17 protein-coding genes are annotated in these 16,509 nt (G+C 61.9%); 7 read left to right on the top strand and 10 right to left on the bottom strand.

Features of this window, described 5'->3' with window-relative positions; genetic code table 11:
- Positions 1-208: 208 nt before the first annotated feature.
- Positions 209-2,146 carry a PAS domain-containing hybrid sensor histidine kinase/response regulator gene (locus GEOBRER4_RS01830; protein ID WP_185243988.1) on the top strand — a complete coding sequence of 646 codons (1,938 nt, stop codon included), beginning with the start codon at positions 209-211 and terminating at the stop codon, positions 2,144-2,146.
- Between the two features lie 39 nt (positions 2,147-2,185).
- Entirely contained in the window at positions 2,186-2,800 is a 615-nt protein-coding gene (locus GEOBRER4_RS01825) for a response regulator (protein ID WP_185243987.1), read from the top strand.
- Between the two features lie 67 nt (positions 2,801-2,867).
- On the opposite strand, the gene GEOBRER4_RS01820 is transcribed toward GEOBRER4_RS01825, so the two are convergent.
- The 4 genes from GEOBRER4_RS01820 to GEOBRER4_RS01805 form a co-directional block, all read right to left on the bottom strand.
- Positions 2,868-3,572 (bottom strand): cytidylate kinase-like family protein, encoded by a 705-nt coding sequence (locus GEOBRER4_RS01820; protein WP_085814115.1) that lies wholly within the window; start codon positions 3,570-3,572, stop codon positions 2,868-2,870.
- Between the two features lie 43 nt (positions 3,573-3,615).
- Entirely contained in the window at positions 3,616-4,332 is a 717-nt protein-coding gene (locus tag GEOBRER4_RS01815; RefSeq protein WP_185243986.1) for a PilZ domain-containing protein, read from the bottom strand.
- A 31-nt stretch (positions 4,333-4,363) separates the two neighbouring features.
- Positions 4,364-4,762, bottom strand: a complete 399-nt coding sequence (locus GEOBRER4_RS01810) for a response regulator (protein ID WP_085814119.1) — start codon at positions 4,760-4,762, stop codon at positions 4,364-4,366.
- 166 nt (positions 4,763-4,928) lie between these two features.
- Positions 4,929-5,861 carry an NAD(P)H-binding protein gene (locus GEOBRER4_RS01805; protein ID WP_185243985.1) on the bottom strand — a complete coding sequence of 311 codons (933 nt, stop codon included), beginning with the start codon at positions 5,859-5,861 and terminating at the stop codon, positions 4,929-4,931.
- Between the two features lie 212 nt (positions 5,862-6,073).
- Here GEOBRER4_RS01805 and GEOBRER4_RS01800 point away from each other — a divergent pair, with 212 nt between their 5' ends.
- A complete protein-coding gene (locus GEOBRER4_RS01800) occupies positions 6,074-6,370 on the top strand; it encodes an MTH1187 family thiamine-binding protein (protein ID WP_085814122.1) in 297 nt (98 codons plus the stop codon).
- Here the strand turns inward: GEOBRER4_RS01800 and GEOBRER4_RS01795 are convergent.
- The 3 genes from GEOBRER4_RS01795 to GEOBRER4_RS01785 form a co-directional block, all read right to left on the bottom strand.
- Positions 6,345-6,764 carry an FKBP-type peptidyl-prolyl cis-trans isomerase gene (locus tag GEOBRER4_RS01795; protein ID WP_185243984.1) on the bottom strand — a complete coding sequence of 140 codons (420 nt, stop codon included), beginning with the start codon at positions 6,762-6,764 and terminating at the stop codon, positions 6,345-6,347. The two genes, GEOBRER4_RS01800 and GEOBRER4_RS01795, sit on opposite strands and share 26 nt — an antisense overlap.
- 147 nt (positions 6,765-6,911) lie before the next feature.
- Positions 6,912-7,826, bottom strand: a complete 915-nt coding sequence (locus tag GEOBRER4_RS01790; RefSeq protein WP_185243983.1) for an ROK family protein — start codon at positions 7,824-7,826, stop codon at positions 6,912-6,914.
- 34 nt (positions 7,827-7,860) lie between these two features.
- Positions 7,861-8,559: a Smr/MutS family protein gene (locus GEOBRER4_RS01785; protein WP_085814125.1), complete on the bottom strand. Its 699-nt coding sequence runs from the start codon at positions 8,557-8,559 to the stop codon at positions 7,861-7,863.
- A gap of 371 nt (positions 8,560-8,930) precedes the next feature.
- Here GEOBRER4_RS01785 and GEOBRER4_RS01780 point away from each other — a divergent pair, with 371 nt between their 5' ends.
- Both GEOBRER4_RS01780 and GEOBRER4_RS01775 read left to right on the top strand, forming a co-directional pair.
- Positions 8,931-10,847 carry a GspE/PulE family protein gene (locus GEOBRER4_RS01780; RefSeq protein WP_185243982.1) on the top strand — a complete coding sequence of 639 codons (1,917 nt, stop codon included), beginning with the start codon at positions 8,931-8,933 and terminating at the stop codon, positions 10,845-10,847.
- A 1-nt stretch (position 10,848) separates the two neighbouring features.
- The gene (locus GEOBRER4_RS01775) at positions 10,849-11,700 is read left to right on the top strand and encodes an HDOD domain-containing protein (RefSeq protein WP_185243981.1); all 852 of its coding nucleotides are present in this window, start codon (positions 10,849-10,851) and stop codon (positions 11,698-11,700) included.
- On the opposite strand, the gene GEOBRER4_RS01770 is transcribed toward GEOBRER4_RS01775, so the two are convergent.
- The 3 genes from GEOBRER4_RS01770 to GEOBRER4_RS01760 form a co-directional block, all read right to left on the bottom strand.
- Positions 11,684-12,673 carry a PilZ-like domain-containing protein gene (locus tag GEOBRER4_RS01770; protein ID WP_185243980.1) on the bottom strand — a complete coding sequence of 330 codons (990 nt, stop codon included), beginning with the start codon at positions 12,671-12,673 and terminating at the stop codon, positions 11,684-11,686. The two genes, GEOBRER4_RS01775 and GEOBRER4_RS01770, sit on opposite strands and share 17 nt — an antisense overlap.
- Positions 12,674-12,740: 67 nt before the next feature.
- A complete protein-coding gene (gene polA / locus GEOBRER4_RS01765; RefSeq protein WP_185243979.1) occupies positions 12,741-15,419 on the bottom strand; it encodes a DNA polymerase I in 2,679 nt (892 codons plus the stop codon).
- The gene (locus tag GEOBRER4_RS01760) at positions 15,419-15,592 is read right to left on the bottom strand and encodes a DUF4177 domain-containing protein (protein ID WP_185243978.1); all 174 of its coding nucleotides are present in this window, start codon (positions 15,590-15,592) and stop codon (positions 15,419-15,421) included. Before GEOBRER4_RS01760 ends, polA begins: the two co-directional genes overlap by 1 nt.
- Before the next feature lie 185 nt (positions 15,593-15,777).
- Between GEOBRER4_RS01760 and GEOBRER4_RS01755 the strand changes: the two genes are divergently transcribed.
- Both GEOBRER4_RS01755 and GEOBRER4_RS01750 read left to right on the top strand, forming a co-directional pair.
- Positions 15,778-15,951, top strand: a complete 174-nt coding sequence (locus GEOBRER4_RS01755) for a hypothetical protein (protein ID WP_162843128.1) — start codon at positions 15,778-15,780, stop codon at positions 15,949-15,951.
- Between the two features lie 107 nt (positions 15,952-16,058).
- Complete coding sequence (locus GEOBRER4_RS01750; RefSeq protein ID WP_185243977.1) at positions 16,059-16,493, top strand: Hsp20/alpha crystallin family protein; 435 nt, start codon at positions 16,059-16,061, stop codon at positions 16,491-16,493.
- Positions 16,494-16,509: the final 16 nt, after the last annotated feature.

Below are 16,509 nucleotides of genomic sequence, written 5' to 3'. Positions count from 1 at the left end.
CTGACGAGTGCCGACAACCTCGCCTTCGCTTTTTCAGTAAAATCGTCTCGGCATGCGGCTGAAAGCCAAGGACTAATGAGTCCGCGCTCCTCATAAATTTCTAGAGCCTTTATGATGATTTGCTTATAATGCCGCGCTACCTAACGTCTGCACCACCCAGATATTTTTCCACGCCGACAGCGTGCGCCTTCCCAGGAGAGCTGCGAGAATGGACAAGACCAGTGGCACCCACAGCTTCGCCTTTCTGGAGCATATGGTCGAGGAGCGAACCCGCGAGTTGAAACAGGAGATACAGGAGCGCCTGCGGGCCGAAGGGCAACTGGCAGAGGCGCGGGATCACTACTTGAACATCCTCGCCGAGGCACCCGCACTGATCTGGCGCGCCGACACGCAGGCCAGGTGCGACTGGTTCAACAACACCTGGCTTTCATTCACCGGCCGCACCATGGAAGAGGAATACGGAGACGGCTGGGCGCAAGGTGTCCATCCCGACGACCTGGAACGCTGCGTCGCCATATGGGTGGGCGCCTTCCGCCAGCGGGCCCCCTTTGAGATGGAGTACCGGCTGAGGCGCCACGACGGCATCTACCGCTGGATACTGGACATCGGGCGTCCCTTCAATGGGCTCGACGGCAGCTTTGCCGGCTATATCGGCTACTGCTTCGACATCACCGACCGAAAGCTCTCCGAGATGGAACTGGTTTTCGCAAGAGAGGCGGCCGAGGCCGCCAACCGGGCCAAGACGGAGTTCCTGGCCAACATGAGCCACGAGATCAGGACCCCGATGAACAGCATCGTCGGCATGGCGCAGCTTCTTGCCTACACGGAGCTTTCCGCCGAACAGAAGGAGTACCTGGATGGGATACTCACCTCGTCCGAGGGGCTTCTTGCCATCATCAACGACATACTCGACCTCTCGAAGGTGGAGGCGGGAAAGGTCGAACTGGAGTCCAGAACCTTCAGCCTCAGGAACAGCATCAACGAGATCGTCAGGACGCAGACGGCGACGGCCCACGAAAAAGGGCTTCAGTTGAAGCTCTGTGTCCCGGAAGAGGTCCCTGACACGCTGGTAGGCGACCGGCTGAGACTAAAGCAGGTGCTCCTCAACATCGTCGGCAACGCCATCAAGTTCACCGCATGCGGGAGCGTCGCCTTATCGGTCACCCTGACGGTAAAGCAAGAAGATATGGCCCAGTTAAGATTCAGCGTGAGCGACACCGGCGTCGGCATAGCGCCTGAATCTTTGGAGCGCATCTTCGCCCCCTTCGCCCAAGAGGACACCTCCACCACAAGGAGGTACGGCGGCACCGGCCTCGGGCTTTCCATAAGTGCGAAGCTGGTCCGGCTCATGGGGGGGCGGATCTGGGCGGAGAGCAGCAAGAACGCAGGCAGCACCTTCCACATGGAGATTCCCTTCGCACTAAGGGCCGAAGAATGCGGGCAGCACCCCTCGCCCAAGAACGACAAGGTCACCTGGGACGAGGCGAAGCTGAACATCCTGTTGGCTGACGACCAGGAGATGAACCGCAACGTCATGGCGAAGCTCCTTGGGAGGCTGGGGCATAGATTGGACAGCGCGGCGGATGGCGGTGAAGCGCTCGCAAAGTGGAAAACCGGAAACTACGACCTCATCCTGATGGATGTGGAGATGCCGGGCATCGGCGGCACGGAAGCTACCCGCCTCATCAGGGAAGCCGAAGCTCCTCTGGGAAAGCGCACCGTGGTAATCGCTCTCACGGCGCATGCCCTGAAGAACCATGAGGAGATGCTACTTAAACTCGGTTACGACGGGTACGTCCCCAAACCGGTGGAGATGCCCACGCTGTTGCGGGAGATGAGGCGCTGCCTCCGGCTCCCCGAGCCGCTGCCGCCGGGGGGGCCTGCCACTGCCTCCGCAATGCCGACATGCGCGGCAAACCAGCCAGGCACAGTGGACAGGCAGCAGCTTGCCGATATACTCACTGCAGTCAGCACGCTGTTACGGCAAAGGAAGCTGGAGGTTTTAGACAAGGTGAACGACCTGTCCGAGCTGATTCCGGGCTCAGCTTTTCTTGAACAGCTGAACCTGCAGATACGACAGTTCGATTGCCCTGGCGCTTTGAAGACAGTGGAAGAAATCCTTCTCGAATACGATATCCACACCTGACACAGTTTCTGTGCCTGCTCACAGGGAAATGAGGACAACTTGGTTAAGAAAAAACTGTTGGTTGTCGACGACACCCCGGAAAATCTAATCATCATCTACAAGATCTTGCGCAAGGAGTACGAGGTCATCGGCGCCAACAGCGGGAAGGAGGCGCTGCTGGCCCTGGCGGAAAGTCGTCCAGACCTGATACTGCTCGACGTCATGATGCCCGAGATGGACGGCTTGGAGCTTTGCCGTATCCTGAAGGGGGACTCAAGGTACCGTGACATCCCGGTGATTTTCATCACTGCGCTAAGCGATGAGGTGGACGAGTCACGGGGATTTGCAGCCGGCGCTGTAGACTACCTCTCGAAGCCGCTTAAACCGGCCATCCTGAGCCACCGTGTCGCCGTGCATCTCGAACTGCAGTCGCAAAAAGAGGCGCTGGCCAGGAAGAATCAGGAGCTGCAGGAGGCGCTGTCCAAGGTGAAGGAGCTCTCAGGTCTGCTCCCCATCTGCATGACCTGCAAAAAGATTCGTGACGACCAGGGGTACTGGAACCAGTTGGAGAGCTACATCACACTCCACTCGGGGGCCCTTTTCAGCCACGGCTACTGTCCTGAATGTGCCGCTGACGCCATGAAGAGGATCCCCCCTGTGCCGACCTTGAGATAGCGGCAGCAACGAAGGGGGCATCCGGGCTGGGGGCTGGCGCTCCGGCCACGCTTTTGCGGCGTAGCGATCACCTCACCAGGACGAAGTCGGCTATGGTGTGGGCGATCCGGTCGGCGGGGCAGCGGTCGTTGTTGAAAAGGAGATCGTAGAGGGCGGGATCGTGGTCGTCCTGGTTCAGGAAGTCACGGGTGAAGTGGTCGCGGGCTTTCTGCTGCTTGTGCATCAGCTTTTCCGCCGGCTCGATTTCCAGCCCGAGCCGGCTGGCGAGCGTGGCGGCCTTGAAGGCGGGTGACCCGAAGAGCCTGAAGTGATAGGAATTCTCGATGTGCCTGGTGATGATGGCGCCGCCAAGCTCCAGGATGATGACGTTACCCTGCTCCGCTAAGGCCACCACGTGGCGCGAAAGGGGGAGAAAGTAGTCGTAGCTGCTTTTCCAGCGCGGCGAGAACGTGGCGAGGATCTCGTCCAGGATGCGGTTCTCGGCCCCCAGCGTCTGCAGGATCTCTTGTGAAAGGTTGTGCCTTTGCGCCACCTCTTCGAGCACGGCCTTGTCGATCAGCACCCACTCGTCGCCGGTCCTTTGCATCAGCAATTCGCGGAGCAACTCCGCCGTCGGGTACCCGGTGCAACCGAACTCGCGCGAGATGGTGATACAAGGACGGGGCTTCGCCTTGGCGTGCCGCAAAGACGCCTTATCCTTCTGCCTGCGGTTGTATTCCTCGAGCGATCCGATCCTCAGGTCGACCGATGGGATGAAGAGGTTGTCGGGCACGGGTCCACTCCTTTGCCGCCACGGCCGGGCTCCCGCCGGCGCTTCAGCTTTGCTCCTTCAGCTCCCTGATCAGGTCCACCTGCCGCTGAAAGATAAAGCGCGAGATCACCCCCTCCACATGCGGGTCCGACTCGATGGAAAAACGGCACACCTCGCCCTGCTCCTCGTGGGCAACGGCGACCACCTTCGACCTCAGCTCCAGCGGGGTCTCTCCGCTTTGCAGCAGGTTCGGCACCATGACCTTTAGCAGTGCCCCCTTCCCCTCCCGCAGGTACGAAGGGCGGGAGGCCCTGATGGATACCCCCCCGAGGGAGATGTCGAGAACCTTGCCGTCAATGGGTTCTGCGTCACCTATAATCTGGGCGTCGCAAGGCGGCTCCAGTTTGAGCCGCAGCGACACGCGCTGTTCCGCCAGGATCTCCACGAAACGGAAGTTGGCAAGCGACGCCATCATCCGGCGCACGTCGGCGTCTTTCACGTCGGCGAGCATGGGGCGGTCGAAATAGCTGCACTTTACGAAGGTGCATCCCGTTTGCTCCAATGCCACCGCCTGCTGGGGATGGACGTCCAGTTCCAGGACAGTGCCGGTAAAGTCGACCGGGGTGGCGGGGTAGCTGATAGGGAGTCCTTTGAAGTAGTTAACCAGCTTGAGCTGCACCCGCAGCCCCCCCTTGACGATCTCCCTGAACCCTGCAGCTATCTCGGCGCTGTCATCCTTGAGCGATTTCCTGATGTCTTCCCGGTAATAATAAGGTTCCATGCCCATGTCCTTGCCACGCCCAGGCGCGCCATCAGTTGATCAAACGGTACCTGCGCAGCAGTGCCAGCAGATCGGCCCGCACTATCGGCTTTACCAGATAGTCGGTGCAGTCGCCGTCCCAAAGCGCCTGCTCCATCTGTTCTGCCGAGGTAAGCGCCGTGGTCATGATGATGACGGCTTTCTGCTGCGCCGAAACCCCCTTCTCCCTTTCCGCCTGGCGCATCCGTCTCAAGGCCTGCTGCCCGTCCAGCTTGGGCATGACCACATCAAGCAGCACCAGGTCGAACCCCTGGCCGCCGGCAAGTGCGGTTTCGAAAAGTTCCACTCCCTCCTGCCCGTCAGTCGCCAGTTCCATCTCGGCGTGAGGCGCCAGAAAGAGACTCAGGGTTTCGCGGGAGAAATCGTTATCCTCGACGATTAGACACTTCATGCTGCTCCCTCGCCACCTGCTCGACTACATTTGCGGCGGCACAAGACTTTGATCCGCCGGGAACGGGGTTCCCGGGCACTCTTGGTCTTTTCGGACGCAGCTAATTAACCTTGAGCTTTTTGCCGCTAATTTTATTCCGGCGCGAAGGGAGTTGCGACGGGGTATCTCAGTTGGGCTCTGCGGGGAGGGCGCCAGCCTCCTCAAGCGCCTCTCTCACAGCGTCGTCGTATCCCGTCAGTCTAAGGGGAATGACCTTACGAATCTCGTCGTCGTGGCAGACGACCTCGTTGCCGAGCCCCTCGATCAGGGGGCTCGAAATCGACGGTTTTATCGGGGTGACCAGCCAGACCCAGTAGGAAGAGAGTTTGGGGGTGAGAAAGGGGACCGGCAGGATCTTGATGAACTTCTGCTCTATCCTGGCGAAGCGCTCCATCATCTCGCGGTAGGAAAGGATTTCAGGTCCTCCGATGTCGTAGGTCTTCCCAGCCGTCTGTTCGTGCAGCAGGCAACCTACGAGGTAGGCGATGACGTCCCGCACGGCTATGAACTGGCAGCGAGTGGAGACCCAGCGCGGCGTTATCATGACCGGTAGCCTCTCGACCAGGGCCCGGATCATCTCGAAGGAGGCTCCCCCGGCACCGATGATGACGGCCGCGCGCAGGTAGGTGGTATTAAAAGGGCCCCGCTGGAGGATGCGCGCAACCTCCAGCCGGCTGGCGAGGTGCTCGGAAAGGTCGTCCTTCTCCTCGCCCAGCCCCCCGAGATAGATGACCCGCCTGAGCCCCTGTCTTGTAGCGGCGGCGACAAAATTCTCCGCTGCTTCCCGGTCGCGGCGCTCGAACCCGGCGCGGTCGCCGGACATGGCGTGTACCAGGTAGTACGCCGTCTCGATTCCCTCCAGCGCTCGGTCCAGGGTCTCTACCTGCAGCAGATCCCCTTGGACCACCTCTGCGCAGGGGGGAAGCGTCGACTGGGGGTTGCGCACCAGGCAGCGCACCGGTATCCCCTGTGCGGCAAGGGCGGCTACCAGCCTTTTGCCGATGAACCCCGTAGCCCCTGTCACCAGGACCATGGCTTTCTTGCTGTCGGAACTGCTCATTTTCCCCCCACTGACTCAAATATCCCGCTTCTGCCACGGTCTAGTTTAGGTGCCGGGAACTCGATGTCAACTATGAGGGACGGGGCAAGAACAGGATGAGGGACGCTTCTGCGGATGACTGCAACAGACGTTTAACTTTATTTTGATACAGCCTTTGGTCTATGATTGTCGCTCGAGTTGATACCGCCAACTTTTGTGACGGGAGAAAAGAGATGAAAGTACTGGTAGATCTTTGCGTGGTTCCTCTTGGCGTCGGCGTCTCGGTGTCGAGTTACGTTGCCGCATGCGAGAAGGTACTTGTCGAGGCGGGGCTCAAGGTTGCATTGCACAGCTACGGGACCAACATCGAGGGGGAATGGGACGAGGTGTTTGCCGCCGTCAAGCGCTGCCACGAGGTGGTGCACGGCATGGGGGCTCCCCGCATCACCACTACCATCAAGCTCGGCACCCGGACCGACCGCGACCAGAGCATGGAGGACAAGATCAGGAGCGTGAGGGAAAAGATGTGACTTCGTCCTGCACCGAAAGCATCTCCACCTCGAACAGGACGTCGGCGCCGGAAGGAAGCGGCTCGCGATAATCGCGGTTTCCGGGGATGGAGAGGGAGACGTCCCCTCCCGCCCCGGGGCCGAAATCGTAGGCTATGCCGGGGGCCGTGCCGGTGCTGAAGGCAAAGTGTGACCCCTTGGGGAAAGGGAAGAGCTCCGCTTCGGCGGCGGGGACCCGTACCACGCGATGGTCCCCCTGCTGCATCCCTAAAAGCCCCGCCTCCAGCGTCTTGGGGACTCGCCCTGAACCGACGAGAAACTCCAGGGTGTTCCGTTCACCCACAAGGTAGACCCGGCCGTCCTCCAGTTTGCACTTGTACCTGATCTTTACCCTTTTCCCTTTTTCCGTTTCCATGAGGCACCGCCTGTGTGAGAGCTGGTGGCTTGGTGGGCCCGGCTTTCGGGGGAGTTGCCGCAGTTGCCGGGGGCCGGGGCCGGCCACAAAGATCAAACTATAGCAGCAGCAGTTGTTAACTCAAACTAATCTACAGCAAGCGTCGCTTCAGCAGGGAGCCACGGCGCCGATCCATGCTGCGCCGAAGACCCCGGCCGAGTCCCCCAGCATGTGCTTCAGCACCGGGGTGCGCAGGTCGTTGTGGAAGGCGTAATGCCGCACTCGCTCGACACCTGCCAGGTAGAGCTCGTCTATGTTGGAGAGCCCACCGCCAAGCACCACCGCGTCGGGGTCGAGGATGGAGATGATGCCGCCCAGGCTGCGCCCGAAGTCGTCGAGAAAGGCGTTGAAGGCGGTAGCGCAACGCGGCTCTCCGAGCCTAGCCCCGGCCACGATCTCCTCCATGCTGAGGCTCTCGCCGTAGCGGGCGGCGAAAGAGGCCTCCACCCCCGATCCGCTGATCTTGGTCTCGATGCACCCCCGGTTGCCGCAGTAGCACGGTGCGCCCGAGGGGTCCAGGGAGAAATGCCCCCATTCCCCGCAGATCCGGTGCGGCCCCTCGCGCACCACACCGTCGATGCTGATACCCCCGCCGCAACCGGTCCCCATGATGACTCCGAAGACGAGCCCGTAACCGGCCCCGGCCCCCTTGCGGCATTCCGCCAGGGTGAAGCAGTCGGCGTCGTTTCTCACCTCGATCCTCCTGTTCAGAAGACGCTCCAGATCGGTCTGCAAAGGGCGTCCTATGAGACAGACCGAGTTGGCGTTGCGCACAAGGCCGCTGACCGCATCGACGGAGCCGGGGATGCCGATGCCCACCGTACAGCGCCCGCCCGCCGGCACCCGGGAGGCCCCCTCACGCACCAGGTCCGCCACGCACTCCAGCATGGCGTGATAGCCCTGCAAGAGCGGGGTCTCCCTCCTCTTCCTCAAGACCACCACGTCCTGCGGATCGAGCAGTACGACCTCCGTCTTGGTCCCTCCCAGATCAACCCCTATGCGGTACTGCTCGATTGCCGGCATTGCCGCTCCTTTTGCTGCGGGAAAAGGGAGGGCGCTACTGCGCCTCCGGTTCCGGCGCCTTCTTTTCCTTGAGAAAGACCACGACCGCTCCGCTTCCACCCATGTCGCCGGGGGCCTGGATGAACTCGGAAACCATCCCCTTCCCCTTCTCCCTGAGCCAGCCGGCCACCGCGGATTTGAGCACCGGCTCGCCTGCGGAGTTGTTCCCCTTGCCGGTGATCACCAGCACCCCCTTTTGCCCACGGTTGTACGCACCCTTGACGAAGCGATCCAGGTTCTCCAGGGCCTCGTCACGGGTGAGGCCGTGCAGGTCAAGCTGCAGATCGATCCTGATCCCGCCGCGTCTGATCTGCCGCAGCCGGTTCACAGGATTCTGACGCTGCGCGGGCTCCTGCTCCGCCAGCTCGTCCTGAAAACGGACGTCGAGCTTGAGCTGCTCCAGGGCCTGCAGAAAGGCACGCTGCTCTTCCTCCTCGCGCTCGGCCTTTGCGGCGCTGTGAGCCTTGGCCTTGGCCGTGGGAACGGCGGCGGGGCGCAGGGGGCGCACGCCGGCCACCGCGTCGAGGAAGAGGAGCTCGTCTGTCAGGTCGGAGACCGGTTTCTGCTGTTTTTCGGGCTCCGGCGCCTGGGGCTTTGCCTCCGGGCGCAACTCGAGTGCCGCGCTTTTCAAGGCCTTGAAGGGGGAGGCACTGAACTCCTTTTCCTTTTGTTTCGGCTTTTCCTTCTTCTTCATGCTGCGCCCCTCTCTATCTGGTCGGCCGGGTGATCGGCCGGTTCCGGTTCGGCAGCGGTTTTGCCGCCTGTTTCTAATGAGTCTCACGTCGATGGGTCGCTAATCTGGCCCCCTTACCTACGAAGAAGAGGGAAATGGGGCAGGCGCGTCTTTATTTCGCGACGGCGGCCGCGCCATTCCTGGCGGATAACATTCTGATATCTAAGTGGGAATCCACATCGGACCAGCGGCAACTTCTTCAGAGGAGTTAAATTAGCCCACTCCAATCGGCATGGTATACTACCAAGGATTCGGGACCCATGTCAATGAAGAGTGTCCGCGAAGGAATCCAATCTAAAGAGGGCGGTCAGCAAAGGCGCGGGGGATGGTGCATGGAGAGTCACGGCAACTACCAGAAGGAGGCGGACCGCAAGGAAGGGGTGGAAGACTCAGGCCTTGAGATCGCCGCACTGTTGATGAAGTCGGGTTACCTGGCCGACGCCCAGCTGAGCTACGCGCAGCGGGTGAAGGCGAAGCTCCTCTCCCCAAGAACCCTGGTCGGCGTGCTGCTGGAGCTCGGCTTCTTCACCCGCGAGCAGCTCAGGGAGACGCTGCGCAGCAACATGGTATCGGTGAAGCTTGGCGCCCTGCTGGTGGAGCTTGGCTACCTGAAGCCGACAGAACTGCAGGCGGCCCTCGGGATACAGCGGGACGGGGAAAACTCGAAGATGCTGGGCGAGATCCTGGTGGAACAGCGCTTCATCGAGGAGTACACCCTGGCCGAGGTGCTCGCCTTCCAGCTGGGGTTTCCCTTCATCGACCTGGACGCGGCCAGCATCGACCGTGCGCTTTTGGCCCGGGTTCCCCAGCACTGGCTGTCGCAGCACAGCTTCGTTCCGGTCAAGGAGGAGGGAGGCAAGGTCCTCGTGGCGATCGCGGACCCCTTGAACCTGGAGGGGAGAAAGACGGCGGAGAAGCTCTTCGGCCAGAGCACCACGTCCTTCGCCATCTGCACCATGAAGGCGATCCGGGACGCGCTTAGCCTTTTGAAGCGGGGGATGGTGCAGGGGGACGGCACGGCGACCGACGAGCACACTGTGACGGGGATCGTGAACTCCATCTTCGAGGAGGCCCTGAAGGAGGGGGCCAGCGACATACATATCGAACCGATGCGCAGCGCGCTCAGGGTACGCTTCAGGCGGGACGGGATGCTGGTCCTGTACAAGGACTTCGCCAAGGAGCTGGCGCTTCCCGTCAGCAGCAGGATCAAGGTGATGGCCGAGGCGGACATAGCGGAGAGAAGAAGGCACCAGGACGGCAGGATCTGCTATGAAAGCGCCAAAAGTGGCAGCACCCTGGACATGAGGGTCTCCTTCTACATCACCATCCACGGGGAGAAAATCGTGCTCCGCCTCTTGAGCATGAAGGGGGAGCTCCTCGACCTCAAGGAGATCGGCATGCCCGGGCGCATGCTGGAGCGCTTCATGGACGACGCACTGGACACCCCAAGCGGCGTCCTGATCATCACCGGGCCGACCGGCAGCGGCAAGACTTCCACGCTGTACAGCTGCGTGCACCACCTAAACGACCTGAACACCTCCATCGTCACCGCCGAAGAGCCGGTCGAGTACGTGATAGAGGGGATCGCCCAGTGCTCCATCAACCAGAAGATCGGGGTGACCTTCGAGGAGACCCTGAGGCACATCGTGCGCCAGGACCCGGACGTGATCGTCCTCGGGGAGATCCGCGACAGCTTCTCGGCCGAGACCGCAATCCAGGCGGCGCTCACCGGCCACAAGGTGCTCACCACCTTTCACACCGAGGACAGCGTCGGGGGGCTTTTGCGCCTGATGAACATGAACATCGAGGCGTTTCTCATCGCCTCGACCGTGGTCTGCGTCCTGGCGCAGCGGCTTTTGCGCCGCATCTGCCCTGAATGCAGCGAGGGCTACCTCCCCACCCCGACCGAGCTCCGGAGGATCGGATACAGCAACGCCGACCTCAGGGGGGCGGAGTTCAGGATCGGCCGGGGGTGCGCCAAGTGCCGGTACAGCGGTTACCGCGGCAGGGTGGGGGTGTTCGAGATGCTGATACTGAACGAACTGGTGAAGGACGCCATCCTCAGCAAGAAGACCTCCTACGAGATCAGGAAGATCTCCACGGAGAGCACCGGGATGGTCACGCTCCTGGAGTCGGGTTTAGCCAAGGCCGCCTCGGGCCTCGTGTCGCTGCACGACACGGTGCGGCTTCTTCCCAGGATCGGCAAACCGCGCCCGATTGCCGAGATCAGGCGCCTTTTGGGGGATTGACATGCACAGCAGACCCTTCGTCGAGGTAGTGAAGGAGCAGCTTGAATCGGAATCGCTCAACCTGCCGGTGTTCCACCCCATAGCCATCAAGCTGCAGGGGATCCTGGCGGCCAAGGACTTCAGCATCGACCAGGTGGTGGCGCTGATCATCAAGGACCAGGCCCTCACCAGCCAGATCCTGAGGCTCGCCAACTCCGCCTTCTTCAGCGGACTCGCCAAGGTCACCACCATCACCGATGCGGTGGTCAGACTTGGGGCGCGGGAGATCGCCAGCGTGGCCATGCTCGCCTCGCAGCAAAGCAGCTACAACAGCTTCACCATCCCTGAATTGAAGAGCCACTCGCAGCTTTTGTGGAAGCACGCCATCGGCTGCGCCATCGGGACCAGGTGGCTGTGCGAGAAAAGCGGCTACAAGCAGCTCGCCCAGGAGGGTTTCATCGCCGGACTGCTGCACGACATCGGCTGCCTGCTGATTCTAAGGGTGCTGGAGGGGATCATGCTTGCCGACGGCGGGCAGAAGAAGGTGTCACGGGAGTTGACCAACGAGATCATGACGGCGATGCACGCCGAGTCGGGATACCAGCTGATGCAGAAGTGGAACCTGCCGGAAATCTACTGCACCATCGTCAGGGACCACCACAAAGAGCAAAGCGACACAAGCGACGTGCTCCTCGCCCTGGTGCGCCTGGTGGACCACGCCTGCCGCAAGCTCGGGCTAGGCTCGCCGCCGGAGCCGAACCTGATGCTGGCCGCGACCTTCGAGGCCCAGGGGATGGGGATCAAGGAGATCATGCTGGCCGAACTTGAGATCACCATCGAGGACGCCATGGAGATGGTCACCTCTGCCGCCTGAGGAACTCAAAGATCCCCTGGTCGAAGACGCGCTGAATCTCCCACTTCTCGCCCCGCTCTTTCGCCACCAGAATGGCCCGCGCCTGGCACCCCAGAAACCCCGCCAGAAGCGTGAGGGCGATGGCTATCTGCAGGCGGCGGCGCAAAATGGAGGGGCGCTCCAGCGGAGAAAGCACCCCACGCGGTCCGTGCTGTGACATCTGGTGCAGTTGCTCGGCCGAGATGTAGCCGATAAGCCGGTCGCGGTCGGCCTCGTCGATGAAGCGGTACCGAAGCGCCGTGCTGAAGCGCACCCCGTCGGGGAGCGCCTTCACCTGGACCACCTCTCCGATGACCTCGATGATCTTCGAAGGGTGCGGCAGATAGAAGCTCAACTCCACCAACTCCCCCTCTTTGAAGCGCTCGGCGATGTTGAGCCGGACCCCGCCGCCGCTAAGGTTCGCCGCCACGGGGTGCGCCACCATGCGCTTTTCCAGCCTGGCCCTGATCTCCTCCCTGCTGTCCGTCACTTCCTCCAGCTCCCCCGGCTCCGGCTCCTGAGCGGCGAACTCGATCTCCCTGCGCGACTCCTCCCAGCGCAGCCGCACCTCCTCGGGGAACTGGCTTATGGTGCGCCGGCAGATCAGGGGAACGTAGACGTCCTGGCGGAAGTACTCCCTGGGCTCGAAGGGGCCGACGTCCTCCACCAGCCGCAGCAGCAGCCGGTGGTCCAGCTTGTCGTCGGCGACGAGCACGCCGCGGCAGCCGAGCGTTCCCTCCTTTCCCTTGAGCGCCAGGTCGAGGGTCCGCCCCAGTTCCAGGCGCGCCTGCTCGGGAAGCTGGTCCCTGGAGAGGTAGAGCTGCAAAAGGTCGTGGTCCAGCGACGCCACCACCCCCCATTCGGCGAAGGCTCCCCCCCCCTGGAGCGGCACCCCTACCCTGACCCGTCCACCTTCCTGGAAATGCGCTGCGTACTGCTCCAATTGCTCGGTCATTATCGCCTCTCCGGACCCGCTTTGTTCATCGGAAACCCGACCAGTCCAACAGCTGGCCAACAAAGATCTAGTGCGCCTCGCTCCAGTTGAGCCCGAAATTGAGGTCGACCTTGAGAGGCACCGACAGCGGCAGTGCTGCCTCCATCTCGGTACGCACCAGCTCCTCCATGAGACCGCGCTCCCCCTCGGGGACCTCGAAAACCAGTTCGTCGTGCACCTGCATGATCAGCCGGCTCGCCACCCGCTCCTGCTGCATGCGTCGGCTCACCCTCAGCATGGCGGCCTTGATGATGTCGGCGGCGGAGCCCTGGATCGGGTAGTTCACTGCGTTCCTCTGGGCGAAGGCGCGCACGTTGCCGTTTTTGCTGGCGATCTCGGGGATGCAGAGCCTTCTCCCCATGATCGTGGTGACGAAGCCGCAGACCTCCGCCTCCCTGATGCAGCTGTCGAGAAAGCTCCGCGCGCCGCTGTGACGCTCGAAGTAGCTGTCGATGAACGCCTTTGCCTGCTTCGGGGTCACCCCCAGCTCCTTGGCGAGGCTGAAGGCCCCCTGCCCGTAGATGACGCCGAAGTTGATCACCTTGGCCTGGCGCCTCATCTCGGAGGTCACGAGCTCCGGGAACATGCCGAAGACCTCGGAAGCGGTGCGGCGATGGATGTCCTCGCCAGCGGCGAAGGCATCGCAAAGGACGCGGTCGCCGGAGAGGTGCGCCAGCACCCTGAGCTCGATCTGGGAGTAGTCGGCCGAGAGCATCAAGCTCCCCGGCTCCGCGATGAAGGCGCGCCTGATGCCGCGTCCCTCCTCGCCCCGGATAGGTATGTTCTGCAGGTTCGGGTCGCTCGAGGAGAGCCTGCCGGTGCTGGTCACGGCCTGATTGTAGGAGGTGTGCACGCGGCCGGTGGCGGGATCGACGAGCTTCGGGAGCGCGTCGGTGTAGGTCGATTTCAGCTTCGAGATGCTTCGGTACTGCAAAAGTAGCCTCGCCACCTCGTGTTCCTCGGCCAGCCGCTCCAGTTCCTCCACGTTGGTGGACCAGCCGGTCTTCCCCTTGGTCTTCTTCCCGACCGCGAGCCCCATGCGCTCGAAGAGCATCTCCCCGAGCTGCTTGGGCGAGTTGATGTTGAAGGGGCCGCCACAGTGCTCGTGGATCTGCGCTTCCAGCTCGATCAGCTGTCTGCCGAACCCTGTGGAGAGCTCCTTCATGAGTTCCACGTCCAGCTTCACCCCGTGGAGCTCCATGTCGGCCAGGATCCGCATCAGCGGCATCTCCAGGTCGAAGAGAAGCTCCTCCATCCCCTGCTCCCGCACCTTGGGGAGCAGTATCTCGTGCAGGAGGTAAGTGGCGTCGGCGTCCTCGCAGGAGTAGGGACCGGCGCGGTCCAGATCAACCTCGGAGAAGTTCAGCTCGCACTTGCCGCTTCCCGCCACCTCGGAGTAAGAGATCATGCGGTGGTCCAGGTACTCCAGCGCCAGGGCGTCCAGCCCCTGGCTGTTGCGCGCCGGGTTCACCAGGTAGGCGGCAAGCATGGTGTCGCACCAGATCCCCGTCAGCTCGATCCCCGCTATCCGGAGCACCTGGTAGTCGTACTTCAGGTTCTGGCCGATCTTGCGGCGCGCGGGGTCCTTCAAGAGCGGCCCGAGCAGCTCCAGCACCAGTGCCTCGGGAAGCTGCTCCGGCGCCCCCAGGTAGCGGTGCCCGACCGGGATGTACCACGCCTCGTGCGGGCGGCAGCTCACCGCGTATCCCACGACGCGCGCCTCCCTCGGGTTCAGGCTCGTGGTCTCCAGGTCGATGGCGAAGGCAGGGGCCTTTTCCAGCTCGGATACCACCTGGCGCAGCTCCGCCTCGGCCAGGACCAGCGAGTAGCGGTCGCAGGAGAGGGTGGGAGAGCTGGTCAGGTCCTTCAAGAGGGTGGCGAAGCCGTACTCGCGGAAGAGGGACGCAAGACGGCGGTTGTCGGGGGGGGTGACAGCGAAGTCGTCGATGCTGTACTCGATGGGGACGTTGCAGTCGATGGTGGCAAGGGTGCGGCAAAGGCGCGCCTGGTCGGCGAACTCCACCAGCCTTTCGCCGTTTTTCCCCTTCACCTCGCCGGCGCGGGCCAGGAGCTCGTCGAGGGAGCCGAACTCCTGCAACAGTTTCTTCGCCGTCACCTCGCCGATGCCGGGGACCCCGGGGATATTGTCAGAGGCGTCCCCCCAAAGGGCCAGCACGTCCACCACCCGTTCCGGCGCCACGCCGAACTTCTCGTACACGTCGGCGATACCGGAGCTCTTCTCTTTCATGGTGTCGAGCAGGGTGACCCGGTCGGATACGATCTGCATCAGATCCTTGTCGCCGGTGACGACGACGCAGGACATCCCCTGGGCCTCGCACTTCTTGGCGATTGTGCCGATGATGTCGTCCGCCTCGTACCCGGGCAGCTCCAGCGCCGGGATGTTGAAGGCGCGCACCATCTGCTTGATCGGCTCGATCTGTTGGGCCAGGTCCTCAGGCATTGCGCTCCGGGTTGCCTTGTAGGCGGGGAAGAGCTCGTTTCTGAAGGTGATCTTGCCGGCGTCGAAGATGACGGCGACGTGGGCCGGAGCCCGGTCCTTCATCACCTTGAGGAGCATCTGGGTGAAGCCGTAGAGCGCGTTGGTGGGAAAACCGTTGGGGGAGGAGAGGTGCCTGATGGCGAAATAGGCGCGGTATATGTAGGAAGAGCCGTCCAGAAGGTACAGCGTCTCTGTTTCAGTTGTCACTAGGGCTCCTCGCGTGTGAATACTACAAAGGCCATGGCGGGGCGGCGGCTTGCGTCGCGCATGGCGAACTGCAGGGCGTCAAATTTCCACCCCTTGCGGGTCCATTCGTTCAACGCCTCCTCGATCGTTTCCTCGGAGACGTGACTCAGTTCGACCACCTTGTACTGCACCATAAAGGCTCCTTCGTTGGGGCAAATTCCCGCCCATATTATCCGATAAACCCTTGTGGTTCAAGGCGAAATGTTCTGTTGCAAAAAAGTGCCAAACTGCTATGATTTGGAAAACTAAAAAGGGGGTGCAGCAGGTTCAGCGCATTTTGGTAGTCGACTCACAACAACCAGGATCAAGGGGAGCCAGCATGGCACGAGACGAAGAGAGAACCATCGACGAATTGGCACAGGAGATGGAAATCAACCTGGCAGTGGATTACGACAAAAAAGACCTCAAGGCACAGCGGGAACTGACAAAGCAACACCTCTATGACGGCTCCAAGAAACTGAAACACACAATTCCCAAAGGAAAGAGAGTCTAAAAGACGGCAGGATAGGAACAACGGGGAGGGGGCTTGAGGAGACGGCCCCCTCCCCTTAATTTGATATCTGCATTTTGGGGCGCCCAGGCGCCGGACGGAGGAGAGCGATGGCGATCGTCAGGTACAACCCGTTGAGCGAACTCAGAAGCATGCAGGACAAGATGAACCGGCTTTTGGACATGGCGTGGACCAGGGAGATCGGCGAAGAGATAAGGGAAGGTGTCTGGCATCCCCCCGCCGACGTCTATGAAGACGCCGCGGCGGTCACCGTCAAGGTTGAAGTTCCGGACATGGAGCAAAAGGACATCGAGATCAAGGTGGAGGAGCAGACCCTCACCGTGAAGGGGGAGCGCAGGCACTCCGAGGAGATCAGGAAGGAGAACTTCCACAGGATCGAGCGCTACTTCGGCCCCTTCCAGAGAAGCTTTGCGTTGCCGGGCGATCTCGACACCGACCGGATCAGCGCCAGTTGCGACTACGGCGTCCTCACCATCGTGATCCCCAAGCTGCGCGCCAAACCGGTCACAGTCGAGGTGAAATAGGGCGCCGGCTCTCGCC

Origin of the sequence: Citrifermentans bremense (genome assembly GCF_014218275.1) — a bacterium.
GTDB classification, from domain to species: domain Bacteria; phylum Desulfobacterota; class Desulfuromonadia; order Geobacterales; family Geobacteraceae; genus Geomonas; species Geomonas pelophila.
Note: the sequence above shows the minus strand (reverse complement) of the source record. Positions and strands in the feature narration are given on the sequence as shown.

Bases quoted from the DNA above. Each gene is read 5' to 3' on its own strand.
- GEOBRER4_RS01755 (WP_162843128.1), top strand. From the start codon at position 15,778: ATGGCACGAGACGAAGAGAGAACCATCGACGAATTGGCACAGGAGATG.
- GEOBRER4_RS01750 (WP_185243977.1), top strand. From the start codon at position 16,059: ATGGCGATCGTCAGGTACAACCCGTTGAGCGAACTCAGAAGCATGCAG.
- GEOBRER4_RS01775 (WP_185243981.1), top strand. From the start codon at position 10,849: ATGCACAGCAGACCCTTCGTCGAGGTAGTGAAGGAGCAGCTTGAATCG.
- GEOBRER4_RS01795 (WP_185243984.1), bottom strand. From the start codon at position 6,764: ATGGAAACGGAAAAAGGGAAAAGGGTAAAGATCAGGTACAAGTGCAAA.
- GEOBRER4_RS01780 (WP_185243982.1), top strand. From the start codon at position 8,931: ATGGAGAGTCACGGCAACTACCAGAAGGAGGCGGACCGCAAGGAAGGG.
- GEOBRER4_RS01815 (WP_185243986.1), bottom strand. From the start codon at position 4,332: ATGGAACCTTATTATTACCGGGAAGACATCAGGAAATCGCTCAAGGAT.
- GEOBRER4_RS01810 (WP_085814119.1), bottom strand. From the start codon at position 4,762: ATGAAGTGTCTAATCGTCGAGGATAACGATTTCTCCCGCGAAACCCTG.
- GEOBRER4_RS01760 (WP_185243978.1), bottom strand. From the start codon at position 15,592: ATGGTGCAGTACAAGGTGGTCGAACTGAGTCACGTCTCCGAGGAAACG.
- GEOBRER4_RS01805 (WP_185243985.1), bottom strand. From the start codon at position 5,861: ATGAGCAGTTCCGACAGCAAGAAAGCCATGGTCCTGGTGACAGGGGCT.
- GEOBRER4_RS01830 (WP_185243988.1), top strand. From the start codon at position 209: ATGGACAAGACCAGTGGCACCCACAGCTTCGCCTTTCTGGAGCATATG.
- GEOBRER4_RS01800 (WP_085814122.1), top strand. From the start codon at position 6,074: ATGAAAGTACTGGTAGATCTTTGCGTGGTTCCTCTTGGCGTCGGCGTC.
- GEOBRER4_RS01790 (WP_185243983.1), bottom strand. From the start codon at position 7,826: ATGCCGGCAATCGAGCAGTACCGCATAGGGGTTGATCTGGGAGGGACC.
- GEOBRER4_RS01785 (WP_085814125.1), bottom strand. From the start codon at position 8,559: ATGAAGAAGAAGGAAAAGCCGAAACAAAAGGAAAAGGAGTTCAGTGCC.
- GEOBRER4_RS01770 (WP_185243980.1), bottom strand. From the start codon at position 12,673: ATGACCGAGCAATTGGAGCAGTACGCAGCGCATTTCCAGGAAGGTGGA.